Genomic DNA, 12,352 nt, shown 5'->3' on the forward strand with positions numbered 1-12,352 from the left:
TATGTCACTGCTGTCGAGGTTTACCTCCCCGTTCAAGCTACGCAGCCGTGGCATCATGGGGATGAACAAGCGCAACCATAGCTACATTGGCCGCTACAACGACCGTGGGCTCTATCCGTTGGTTGACGACAAGCTGAAGACCAAGTTAATTGCCCAGCAGGCCGGGGCCACCGTGCCAGAGCTGATCGGGGTCATTGACAGCCAAGGCAACGTCAAGCGGGTTCACGAGATGGTCAAAAACTGGCCCGGTTTTGTGATCAAACCGGCTCAGGGCTCGGGCGGCAAGGGGATCCTTGTGATCGTCAAGCACAAGGACGGGGTCTACGTAAAACCGTCCGGTGCCGAGATCAACAAGCAAGATGTCGAACGTCACATTACCAATACCCTTGCTGGCCTGTTCTCGCTCGGCGGCAAGAATGACGTCGCGATGATCGAAAACCTGATCCAGTTCGACGACGTCTTCGATGGCTTCAGCTACGAAGGGGTGCCCGATGTCCGAGTCATCGTTTTCAAGGGCTACCCGGTCATGGCGATGATGCGCTGTTCAACATCGGCATCAGACGGCAAGGCCAACCTCCACCAAGGCGCTGTCGGTGTCGGCATCGATATCGCGACCGGCAAGGCAATTCGCGCGGTTCAGTTCAACCAGCCCGTCGAACGCCACCCCGATACCGACAGGCTGCTCAGCGAGCTGACGGTACCCAACTGGAACAAACTGCTAACGCTAGCCGCCAGCGCATGGGAGATGACCGGGCTTGGCTATATGGGCACCGACATGGTGCTGGACAAGGAAAAAGGCCCGATGGTGCTCGAACTCAACGCCCGCCCAGGCTTGGCGATCCAAATCGCCAACGGCTGCGGGCTGCTGCCAAGGCTGCACCATATCGAAAACCTCGGCGTCCCAGCCACCCAGCCGACACCGGAAGAGCGTGTTGCCTATGCAGCAAAGCAGTTTGGTTCAAAATCACAGTTCTAACCGATAACCACCCCAAAGCCCCGGCTCTCACGCCGGGGCTTTTTTTGACCTCGGCAGGCATAACAAGGATCACGCATGCACAGTTCGTCGTTCAATCCCCTGTTTGATCAAGCTATCGACCGCAACCAGAGCAACAGCATCAAATGGAAAAAATACCAAGGGCAGGACATCTTGCCTATGTGGGTGGCGGACAGTGACTTTAAAGTCCCCTCAGCAATTACCGACGCATTGCAGCACCATGTAGAGCATGGCGTTTTCGGTTATGGCCAAGCACCTGATAGCCTGAGTGCGCTAATCGTCGAACGAATGGCCCAGCGTTACGACTGGCAGATAGAGCCAGAATGGATTGTCTACCTGCCCGGCTTGGTCTGCGGCCTCAACCTTGCGGTACGGTCGGTAACCGACGATGATCAAGGCGTGCTGTGCCCGACCCCAATCTATCCGCCATTCAGATCATCAGCAAAACTGGCCAAGCGCCCTTTGACGACGTTGCCTGTTACTCTTAGCGATGAGAAACGCTGGCTGATGGCACTGGAGGATACACGGGTTGCCCCCAACAGCCGCCTGTTGCTATTTTGCAATCCGCTCAATCCCGGCGGGACAGTCTACCGCCGCAACGAGCTAGAGGCCGTGGCCGACTTTGCCCAACGCCATGATCTTGTAGTCTGCTCGGATGAGATACATTGCGATCTTATCCTCGACCCAAGCTGCCACCATATTCCTTTTGCCAGCCTCAATGATGATGCCGCACAGCGCTCAATTACGTTGATCGCACCGAGCAAGACCTTCAATATCGCAGGGCTTGGCGCTTCGATGGCAATTATTCCCAACCCAGCATTGCGACGCGCCTTTCTCCACGCCAAGGCCGGCATCGTGCCAGACGTGAATGTCCTCGCCTACACCGCCGCCGAAGCCGCCTACGCCGATGGCCAAGCATGGCTCGACCAGCAACTAGCGTATCTGCGCCGCAACAAGCAAAGGCTGGAAGCCGAAATTAATGCCCTGCCATACTTGACCCTTCACCCGATAGAAGGCACCTATCTGGCATGGATTGATGCATCTGCGCTACCTGTAAGCTCACCGTTCAAGTTCTTCGAACAAGCCGGAGTTGGGGTCTCTCCCGGCGCGGATTTCGGCGACTCTCACTTTGTCAGGCTCAACTTCGCCTGCCGGTATGAGTTGCTTGAGGAGGCCCTGAGGAGAATTGATATTGCCGTTAAGCGCTTGAGGTAGCCGAACACGTATCAAATATGGAAGAAGAAGGCCGTTCTCAGAAAATAATTTGAGAAATTTCCTAAAGTTATAGCAATATGTGCCGATAAGGCTATCATACCCTGATATTTTGCTCATTCGGCACAGCGTTACATGCAAATCCATACCATCGACAAAGCACAGCTGATCCATGAAGGCCAGCTCGGAAACCAGCTCAACCACGCGGTTGAACATGGTCGCCGTGCTGATTTTGCCTTGATGCTCGCTATGCTGTCGCCGGATCGCTTGGAAACAACGCCGATTGATATCCATCAGGATCCTGTCCACACTGATGAGACAATGCGGGCATACTTTGAACTGCAGCCACCGAAACCGCTGACAACCAGCGAGAACTGTTACAACCACAGCGCACGACAGGCAAAAGCCTTCCATGAGAGTGGCTTGGCTGATGTTCGCCTGCTTGATGGCCTAAAACCCATTGCCCTGACTTTCCCGCCACAAGGGACTAAAGGTATGCCGGAAGAGCTGTACCACAACCTGTCAGGCCACGAGCGCCGCCTACTGCCGCCAACAGAAACGACTCCGCTTAAAGTTTCACCACAGTCTCTTTACCGTTCTCTGATCGAAGCCAAGCGCTTTGACGAAATGTACGGCAGCCAGCGCTTATCTGTCGCAGCATAATCTTCTGCAGCTAGTCCCTTATCAACGTACTTTTTTCGTGACTCCCCTCATAGCTTTGTTCTCCCGTTGCGGCACGATGATCACACTTCACTAACATTCTATTACGTGTCTTGACGGATTGGGCGACCATTCACAGAACACCTGTTCGATACACGCTATCGTCAAATAAAATCACAAACAAAACTGCATTGGCACAAACAAAAATTTTTTAATACAAAGACTTAAACTATAAACATAAAGCCGCCATGCAATTATCATAGCCAGTAACAGAAGGCAGCAAGGATCATGAACATTTCTGAGTCAGTCATCCTTATCACCGCAGCAGGCAGTCCGTTAGGCAAAGCTATCTCTCTGCATTTTGCCTCACTCGGAGCAAGCCTCGCCTTGGTCGATACCCACAACAAAGCTCTGCAGCAAACCCTACGTGCCTGCCAAGCTATCGGAAGCCAGTGTCAATCGTACCTCATTACCAGCCAGGACGAACACTCGGTTGCCAGCATGATCAATAGCGTTCACCACCGCTATGGTAAAATCGATGTATTAGTCAATTGCTGGCTTGGGATGAAAATGCCACCGCTGCTAGGTCCCGAAGCCGTCGATCAATTCCGCCATACCATGAACGAGGCCGCTACCCCGTTTTTTATCTTCGGCAAGCACGCTGCACAGTACATGTGCGATCACCACCACCCAGGTGTGATCATCAATCTAGCAACCCACAACGACAGCGAACAGTACGCCATCAATGCCGGCTGCAAGGCCATGATTACCGGGCTAACCCAAAGCTGGGCCAAAGAGCTGGCTGCATTTAACATCCGGGTTGGTGGGGTCGTCCCGCTGACCATTGACCAAGGCGAACAGCCGATAGCCGCCGCGGGCCAGCCGATGCAGTACGAGATCGTGAGAAGTGCCGAGTATATTGTCGCCAATGACTATTTTAACGGACGAATGATTGAAGCTGAGGTGATATAAGCCTTCAGGCATAGCTACACCGCTATCCCCTTCTACCAAATACACCATATACACCGAATACAAAAAGCCCGCCAAAATGGCGGGCTAAAGATTTTGCGCTAGCTAAAACAATAATTATGCTTCGGCTTTATCTGATTTCTTAGCTTTGGCTGGTTTAGCTTCAACTGGCTCAGACTTCTTGATAACTGTTGTGCCTTCGAACGTCTCGCCCTCAACAAACGCCTTACCGTAGTAAGAAGCAAGCAGTACGTCTTTCAGCTCAGAAATCAATGGGTAACGTGGGTTCGCACCAGTACACTGGTCATCGAATGCTTCCACGGCCAACTCGTCAACTTTCGCTAGGAAGTCAGCTTCTGGTACGCCTGCAGCCTGAATAGACATAGGGATTTCCAGATTAACCTTCAGCTCGTCCAACCAGCCTAGTAGGCGCTCGATTTTCTGTGCTGTACGGTCACCAGCTTGGCTCAGGCCTAGGTGGTCTGCCACTTCTGCGTAACGACGACGTGCTTGCGGACGGTCATACTGAGAGAATGCAGTCTGCTTAGTTGGGTTGTCGTTCGCGTTGTAACGTACCACGTTAGAAATCAACAATGCGTTAGCCAAGCCGTGTGGAACATGGAACTCTGCACCTAGCTTGTGAGCCATTGAGTGACAAGCACCCAAGAAGGCGTTAGCAAACGCGATACCCGCGATAGTTGCCGCATTGTGTACTTTTTCGCGAGCGATTGGGTCGTTAGCACCATTCGCGTAGCTTGATGGTAGGTACTCTTTCAGCATCTTAAGTGCCTGAAGAGCCTGGCCGTCAGAGTATTCGTTCGCAAGAACAGATACGTAGGCTTCCAATGCGTGAGTCACGGCATCGTAACCACCGAATGCAGTCAGAGACTTAGGCATGTTCATCACCAAGTTGGCATCAACGATTGCCATCTGTGGTGTTAGCTCGTAGTCAGCCAATGGGTACTTAGCACCAGTCTTGTCATCGGTAACAACCGCAAATGGTGTTACTTCAGAACCTGTACCTGAAGTGGTTGTGATACATACCAACTCAGCTTTCTGACCCATTTTAGGGAACTTGTAGATACGCTTACGGATGTCCATAAAGCGCATTGCCAGTTCTTCGAAGTGAGTTTCTGGGTGCTCGTACAGAACCCACATGATCTTCGCCGCATCCATAGGTGAACCACCACCTAGCGCAAGGATTACGTCAGGCTGGAAGCTCTTCATTGCTTCAGCGCCCTTCTCAACCACAGAAAGTGTTGGATCCGCTTCTACATCGAAGAACGTCTGTACTTCCATGCCCTGTGCTTTAAGCAGGCGAACAACTTCATCACTGTAACCGTTGTTGAATAGGAAACGGTCAGTAACCAGGAATGCACGCTTCTTGCCTTCCAAATCGCCCAGTGCCACTGGCAGGCTGCCGCGACGGAAGTAGATAGACTTAGGTAGTTTATGCCACAACATGTTCTCAGCTCGCTTCGCTACAGTTTTCTTGTTGATCAGGTGTTTTGGACCTACGTTCTCAGAGATAGAGTTACCACCCCAAGAACCACAACCTAGCGTTAGAGACGGAGCCACGTTGAAGTTATACAAGTCACCGATACCACCGTGGGTTGTCGGGATATTGATAAGGATACGAGCCGTTTTCAGCTTATCGCCAAAGTACTTGATACGGTCAGCGTTAACATCTTGGTTAGTGTATAGACCAGACGTGTGGCCGATACCGCCGATTTCAACCATTGTCACAGCTTGGGCAACAGCGTCTTCGAAATCAGTCGCACGGAACATACCTAGCGTAGGTGACAGTTTCTCGTGTGCAAATGCATCATCGTAAGATACTTTACCTAGGCCTTCACCAATCAGTACCTTGGTATCAGCAGGAACAGTAACACCCGCCATTTCAGCAATAGCAGTTGCTGGCTGACCTACGATATTTGCGTTCAGGTTACCGTCGATAAGCAATACTTTACGTACTTTGTCAGCCTCAGACTTGCTTAGTACATAACCTTTGTGCGTTGCGAAACGCTGTTTCACTTCCTCGTAAACTGCATCTACAACGATAACAGCCTGCTCAGACGCACATACAACACCGTTATCGAATGTCTTAGACATAAGAACAGAAGCAACCGCACGTTTAACGTCAGCCGTTTCGTCGATAACAACAGGTACGTTACCCGCACCAACACCGATTGCAGGCTTACCAGAAGAGTATGCAGCCTTAACCATGCCTGGACCACCAGTAGCAAGGATCAATGCAATGTCATCGTGCTTCATCAGGGCGTTAGACAGCTCAACTGATGGCTCATCAATCCAGCCAATGATGTCTTTTGGCGCACCGGCTGCAATTGCAGCATCAAGTACTAGCTTGGCAGCATCGTTAGTTGAGTTTTTCGCACGAGGGTGTGGCGAGAAGATGATCGCGTTACGCGTTTTAAGAGAGATGAGAGATTTGAAGATGGCTGTAGATGTTGGGTTAGTCGTTGGGACGATACCGCAGATGATGCCGACAGGCTCAGCGATAGTCATCGTGCCCATGTTGTCATCTTCATCAAGAATGCCACAGGTCTTTTCGTCTTTGTACTTGTTGTAGATGTACTCTGACGCGAAGTGGTTTTTGATAACCTTATCTTCAACGATACCCATACCTGATTCCGCTACCGCTTGCTGGGCTAGAGGAATACGAGCTTGGTTAGCGGCCAGTGAAGCAGCACGGAAGATCTTGTCAACTTGCTCTTGAGAGTAAGTTGCAAACTCTTTTTGAGCCGCTTTTACGCGTGCAATCATTGCATCAAGTTCAGCCACATTAGTTACAGGCATAGTTAACTCCTAACTTAAGATTGAAAACTTTTTAGTAAGGACGCGTTCCACATCCTTTTCGTTACCTTCCGAGCATCCTGCGCAAACAATTCGGTAACACACACACTTAGTAAATTGCTTTCAAAACTGATTATATTCTTTCACACCGCGAAAAAAATTGATTTAGATCACTTGTTAATGTTGCTAATTACATTTTGTCAAAATTAGAACTTCATCATATAAAAACAGTAATTTATACGAAGAAAATGTGAAGTTTTCTATTTTAAATGCAACCAAGCGATTATGACCGCGGTAACTAACCGCCCTGATTATTACGTAATAAAGCTACACAATCACTCATAAGTAGAAAGAAACTGTGATAGCACTCACGTAAAGATTTCATTACAGGCATCAAATTTCAGCTTCGAAAGTAGCACATAATTCCCCCTTAGAGGGTACGCCAAAAAGCTTGCACTTTACAGTGGTGCAACATGAAATTCATAAATAACCGTTGCTATGTAGTACGGATGGCTATTTTTTATTGGTTAAAAGCAAACGATTAGCTTAAAGTAACGTCAACTTACGCTATCCAACAGTATTACTCGGTTTAGCCATGCGGTACGGCCTCTCGGCAACGCCCGCGTAACTCACCTCAGAATATGCGCAGGAATACGGGTAAGGATTAACACAGTGTCCACTCTCTAAATGTCCAGAATAATAAAATGCAAACATTTGACATCGCCATCTTCTTGCAGTTTTTTGTCGGCCTGATCGCCGCCGTCAACCCCATCGGCATTATGCCTATATTTGTCTCGTTAACCGGACATATGCCAGCGGAGGAGCGTAACAAAACAGCACTAACAGCCAATATCGGCGTTGCCGTGATCCTCACGGTCTCCCTGTTGGCGGGGCAACTATTGCTCGATATGTTTAGCATATCCCTTGACTCATTTCGCGTCGCCGGCGGCCTACTGCTGCTCACTATCGCCTTTTCGATGATGAGCGGCAAGCTCGGTGAAGATAAACAGAACAAACAAGAAAAATCAGAATCCATCAGCCGCGAGCAAATTGGTGTCGTTCCTCTTGCCATGCCCCTGATGGCCGGCCCCGGTGCCATCAGTTCGACGATTGTCTACGGCTCGCGCTACCCAGATCTCGGCAATACCCTCGGCATTGCTGCCACCATTCTCGCCTTTGCGTTCTGCTGTTGGATGTTGTTCCGTGCCGCACCGATCATTGTACGCGTCCTCGGCCAGACCGGGATCAACGTTATCACCCGTATCATGGGCCTGATCCTAGCAGCACTGGGGATCGAGTTTATCGCCAACGGCCTCCGCGCCCTGTTCCCCGGATTGGCATAATCCCGTCAGGTTAACCAGAATATCACCATCAGGCGGCAGGAAACCCCTGCCGCCGTTGCCTCGCCTTGCTATCTTTTATATGCTCATGCCTGCAAATTTACACTCCCCAGCCAAGACAACACCGAGCCTCAGGAGCCAAACAGGTTGAACCACCCTAACATCAGAAAAAAACTCTATAACATCATCTTCGGAACCCAGAGCAAGGCCGGGCAGTATTTTGATATCGCCCTGATTATCGCCATTCTGAGCTCCGAGCTGATCTTGATCCTCTCTTCCGTCCAAGATGTTGAATCCCAGTTCAGCCGAGTGCTGTATGTCCTCGAATGGACATTCACCATTTTGTTCACAATTGAGTATTTGCTTCGGTTGTATTGCTCACCCAAACCCTGGGCCTACGTACGCAGTTTTTATGGGGTCATCGATTTGATCGCCGTTTTGCCGAGTTACCTAGCGTTCTTGTTCCCTGGATCCAACTACCTGCTCATCGTTCGGCTTATCCGGGTAATGAGGATATTCCGAATCCTCAAACTGGCTAGATACTTACAAGACTCCAACATCTTGCTGCGCTCTTTACTGATGGCCCAGCGGAAAATTCTGGTCTTCTTCAGCACCGTTGCGATTTTGGTCACCGTGCTCGGCTCAATGCTGTATGCCATCGAAGGGCCTGAAAATGGCTTCACCAGTATTCCGACAAGTATTTACTGGGCCATTGTCACCATTACCACCGTAGGTTACGGCGATATCGTGCCGCAAACAGACCTTGGCAAAGCGATAGCTGCCTTTACTATGTTGTTAGGCTATTCCATCTTGGCGGTTCCAACCGGCATCATCACAGCAGAACTCAATCAGGAGATGAAGCACCACCGCAACCTGATCCGCTGCCCAAACTGCGCCACCAGCGGCCACGATACCGACGCGAACTACTGCCGAGAATGCGGAACCGAGCTTCCCGAACACCTCTAATACGTGGCGATAAGCCTGCAAAACTGAAAACATAACTTACGTTATTATTCCATATACCAATACCAGCCATACCCATGGGTATGGCTATCCTCCCGCCCAGTAACAATTTTTTACTTTTTTGCGATATTCATTCATCTAAAGATGCAAGCAATATGCATTTTTCTTTATTTTTCAGCCCATTGCACTTATTGCAACACCCCCATAGAATCGCCAAAAGGAATACCCCTTCACAAAACTTCAGGATTGAAGATCCATTTTTTATAACCATCCCAAAAGAAATCTATGAAAAAATTCAAATATTCTATGCTGACTGCCCTAGTCTGTGGCAGCCTGACACTATTCGGCTGCGGTGGCGGCGGTGATGACGGCGGAAGCTCTTCTGCCCCAGCAGGCTCTCTTCAGCCCACCAAGCAGGCACGAGAACCACTCACTAGTGAGGATACCACTCTCAACTATACCGATAATCTCACCTTCACCCCCGCATTGGGCAACCAGTATGGTTCCATCAAACTGCGCATTATCGACAGTCAACCTGCAGGAATGGCGACTCTATCACCCGACGCCACATCTATATCAGTCCTAAAACCTGGCATTCTAACTATCACAGCCATCGACCATAGCGGTGACTACCAAGATTCTGATACGACCTTTACCTTGTATGTCAACAAAGGCATCAACCCCGTTTTCCATGGTCAGGATCTCTCGGTTCACCTTAACGATGGCGACAAACAGCGTATTACCGTCAACAATGCCCACGGCGAGCTCTTTTTCTCGGTCGATCCTGCCAGCCAAAACCTGATTGATGTCGACCCAGTCACTGGTGAAATCACACCTTATGCTGCAGGGATCGCTACCGTCCATGTCACAGACCAAGGCAACGATCGCTTTGAGCCGGCCACAACCACTATCAATGTCACCATCTCGGCCCTTAATGCCCCTAGTCTGGGATTTGCCCCGCTGAGCGAACCCTATGCTCCCCAATATGAAATGCTGCCATGGCGAATTTATGGTAATGAAAATGCCATATATCACTACAGCTTGAGTGACGATAGCCCTGACAATGTCATCAATATTGATAAAGATTCCGGCTTGATCACTGTACTCAATGTCGGAGAGGTGACCGTTAATGTTATTGCTACCAACGGTGAAAGCTATGATCACCCGGTACAAACGACCTCATTTCCAGTAACGATCACCCAAGGAAACCGCCTTCCTATCACGGTCGATCCCGTCTCAGTAATCTTCCAGCCCGATGCGCTAATCGAGCCCAACGTTCGTTCTGTCATTGCACCTCCACGCTATGTTTTAGAAGGCAACAGTGACGCGGTCATGATCAACCCACTCAGCGGCCTGCCTCAAATTATCGGTACAGGCTCCGCCAGCATTACCGCCATTGACGATCGCGACCCGAACTACCCATCCTCTAATTACACCTTCAGCGTCGTCATAAACAAAGGTGAACACCCTGGGATAACCAAAACTGCAGCAATAGACGTCCCCTTCAATGATGGGCAGATCCTAAGCCCCCGTCTTGAGGGACAATTCGGAACCCTGACATTTAAGCCCGATCCAGCCAGCAGCGACAATCCAGTGGCAATCAACGGCGATAAGCTGATTATCCAGCATGCCGGAAAAACAACCTTGCGGGTAACAGATTCCGGCGGTACAAACTACCGAGAATCCACCCCGGTGCCGGTGGCGATCAACATCGAAAAGATTCCCCATCCAGGATGGGCAGTCAAGGATCTCAAGCAACCCTATCAGGCCATGTGTTACCCACTATCAAACCTTGTCAGCGGTAACCAGGCAGCGTTGGATATCACGGCCAATAGCAACCCTAATGTTGCCGATTACGACAGCGCCCTAAATTGCCTGAATATCAAAAATACAGGTACCACGACACTGACCCTGAATGTCAAGGAGAGCCAAAATTACCTCGCCTCGAAGAGCCAATCGCTCTCAGTGATCATGACCCCAGCCGACACCCAGCTCTCGGCATCCAGTGTCAAAGCCATCTACAAGGCTGGCAATGCCTCTCTCGCACCACCAGCCATCATAGGGAAACACGGCACCCTTCTCTATGCACTTGCCGACGGTGCCGACAACAGCGTTGTCCGTATTGATCCCGCCAACGGCCAAATGACTATTCTGAATGCAGGCAAGACAACCGTGGCAGTCAAGGACAGCGGATCGGCACTGTACAAACCGGCAGAGACTTTCTTCAACGTCGAGATAACCCCGTCGGTAGCGGTTGTCGAAGCCCACTATCCCGACACTACCTATACGCCCGGCAAATCGATTCTTCCTGTCGTTGAAGGACTCCCTAGCGATACCGTGCTGCGTTATAGCCTAGTGGACAAAGGCGATACGCCCGTCAAGCAGATCAGCTCAACATCCGGCGCTCTTGAAATCCAAAGCGCAGGTAACTTCACCGTGATGATCAATGCCGACTCGCGCAACTACACCGTCGATCCTTTCTCCGCCAACGGTAACATTGCCAAAGCTGAGCACCCTGGACTGAGCGTCAAACCGCTTCAGGTAACCTATGCACCGGGCAAACAGGTAACCCTGCCGATCGAGCAAGCGCCTATCGGCACCCGCCATTTTTCTGAAAGTGGCTCTAGCTACCTTGTTGATATAGATAATAATACCGGCCTGATTTCACTACTGGATTACACCTATCTATACTCCTCGGCCAGCCTGTATATCAGTGAAAGCGGTGATGAAAACTACTACCCGCTCAGTGACAACGCACAAACCAAAGTCACGGTTCTACCACCGCCAACGGGCAGCTCGAACCGTGATATCACCTTGGATCATGTCGGCACCCTGTTCGAAAGCCGACTCAACCCGACAGCAGACAATGACAGTTTCAAGAACCTTCAAGAAACCAAAGTCATGTTTGCAGGTACCCGACACGCCCCAGCTAGCGGGGAACTGCTAAAAAAACATGGCGCAGGGGAAATGGTCGTCGTCAGGATGGTGCCGGAGGGCGAGAGCCCAACACCGAGCAATATCAAGCCGGTCATGTTCCTTGTCCAGCGCTTTGATGGCTGCCCGTCACAAGTCAACCGTGATTCAGTGGCCGCCAAACGCGCAACACCGCAGCCAATGGACGAATACATCCGCTGTGACGGCGGTACGACTAACCGTTTTCTGACCTTCACCCTGATTGACGACAGCGCGCTCAATGCCGGCAACTGGCAAGCCGCCGTCCCGTTTGTGGCCTACCGCCAGTCACCCATGCCGTTCAAACCAACAGCAAACGGCGGCTGCAACGAAGGCACAACGGCAAACGGGGATATTGAATACTGTTCAGACAAAGGTCTCGAATCCCCTTCTACAATCAATGAATGGAACCGGATCGATATACGCCTGAGCAAGTAACCCGTACAAA

Annotated in this window: 8 protein-coding genes; 7 read left to right on the plus strand and 1 reads right to left on the minus strand. The window is 50.6% G+C overall.

What is annotated here, in order from left to right; translation table 11 throughout:
* Nucleotide 1 precedes the first annotated feature (1 nt).
* From ABT56_RS02690 to ABT56_RS02705, 4 genes are all read left to right on the plus strand, one after another.
* The gene (locus tag ABT56_RS02690) at nucleotides 2-976 is read left to right on the plus strand and encodes an alpha-L-glutamate ligase-like protein (protein WP_047877283.1); all 975 of its coding nucleotides are present in this window, start codon (nucleotides 2-4) and stop codon (nucleotides 974-976) included.
* A gap of 75 nt (nucleotides 977-1,051) precedes the next feature.
* On the plus strand, nucleotides 1,052-2,209 hold the full coding sequence (locus ABT56_RS02695) for a MalY/PatB family protein (protein ID WP_047877284.1): 1,158 nt from the start codon (nucleotides 1,052-1,054) through the stop codon (nucleotides 2,207-2,209).
* 132 nt (nucleotides 2,210-2,341) lie between these two features.
* Nucleotides 2,342-2,869, plus strand: coding sequence for a VC2046/SO_2500 family protein (locus ABT56_RS02700; RefSeq protein WP_047877285.1), 528 nt, complete (start codon nucleotides 2,342-2,344; stop codon nucleotides 2,867-2,869).
* 285 nt (nucleotides 2,870-3,154) lie between these two features.
* The gene (locus ABT56_RS02705; RefSeq protein ID WP_047877286.1) at nucleotides 3,155-3,838 is read left to right on the plus strand and encodes an SDR family oxidoreductase; all 684 of its coding nucleotides are present in this window, start codon (nucleotides 3,155-3,157) and stop codon (nucleotides 3,836-3,838) included.
* Nucleotides 3,839-3,952: 114 nt separating this feature from the next.
* Here ABT56_RS02705 and adhE read toward each other — a convergent pair whose 3' ends face one another.
* Entirely contained in the window at nucleotides 3,953-6,652 is a 2,700-nt protein-coding gene (gene adhE, locus ABT56_RS02710; RefSeq protein ID WP_047877287.1) for a bifunctional acetaldehyde-CoA/alcohol dehydrogenase, read from the minus strand.
* Nucleotides 6,653-7,353: 701 nt separating this feature from the next.
* Here adhE and ABT56_RS02715 point away from each other — a divergent pair.
* From ABT56_RS02715 to ABT56_RS02725, 3 genes are all read left to right on the plus strand, one after another.
* Nucleotides 7,354-7,992 (plus strand): YchE family NAAT transporter, encoded by a 639-nt coding sequence (locus ABT56_RS02715; RefSeq protein ID WP_047877288.1) that lies wholly within the window; start codon nucleotides 7,354-7,356, stop codon nucleotides 7,990-7,992.
* Between the two features lie 144 nt (nucleotides 7,993-8,136).
* Nucleotides 8,137-8,955 (plus strand): ion transporter, encoded by an 819-nt coding sequence (locus tag ABT56_RS02720; protein WP_047877289.1) that lies wholly within the window; start codon nucleotides 8,137-8,139, stop codon nucleotides 8,953-8,955.
* A gap of 282 nt (nucleotides 8,956-9,237) precedes the next feature.
* Nucleotides 9,238-12,342, plus strand: coding sequence for a cadherin repeat domain-containing protein (locus ABT56_RS02725; RefSeq protein ID WP_047877290.1), 3,105 nt, complete (start codon nucleotides 9,238-9,240; stop codon nucleotides 12,340-12,342).
* Nucleotides 12,343-12,352 lie beyond the last annotated feature (10 nt).

Origin of the sequence: Photobacterium aquae (assembly GCF_001029445.1) — a bacterium.
Taxonomy (GTDB): Bacteria; Pseudomonadota; Gammaproteobacteria; order Enterobacterales; family Vibrionaceae; genus Photobacterium; species Photobacterium aquae.

Coding starts and splice junctions, on each gene's coding strand:
- ABT56_RS02700 (WP_047877285.1), top strand. CDS start 2,342: ATGCAAATCCATACCATCGACAAAGCACAGCTGATCCATGAAGGCCAG.
- adhE (WP_047877287.1), bottom strand. CDS start 6,652: ATGCCTGTAACTAATGTGGCTGAACTTGATGCAATGATTGCACGCGTA.
- ABT56_RS02705 (WP_047877286.1), top strand. CDS start 3,155: ATGAACATTTCTGAGTCAGTCATCCTTATCACCGCAGCAGGCAGTCCG.
- ABT56_RS02725 (WP_047877290.1), top strand. CDS start 9,238: ATGAAAAAATTCAAATATTCTATGCTGACTGCCCTAGTCTGTGGCAGC.
- ABT56_RS02715 (WP_047877288.1), top strand. CDS start 7,354: ATGCAAACATTTGACATCGCCATCTTCTTGCAGTTTTTTGTCGGCCTG.
- ABT56_RS02690 (WP_047877283.1), top strand. CDS start 2: ATGTCACTGCTGTCGAGGTTTACCTCCCCGTTCAAGCTACGCAGCCGT.
- ABT56_RS02695 (WP_047877284.1), top strand. CDS start 1,052: ATGCACAGTTCGTCGTTCAATCCCCTGTTTGATCAAGCTATCGACCGC.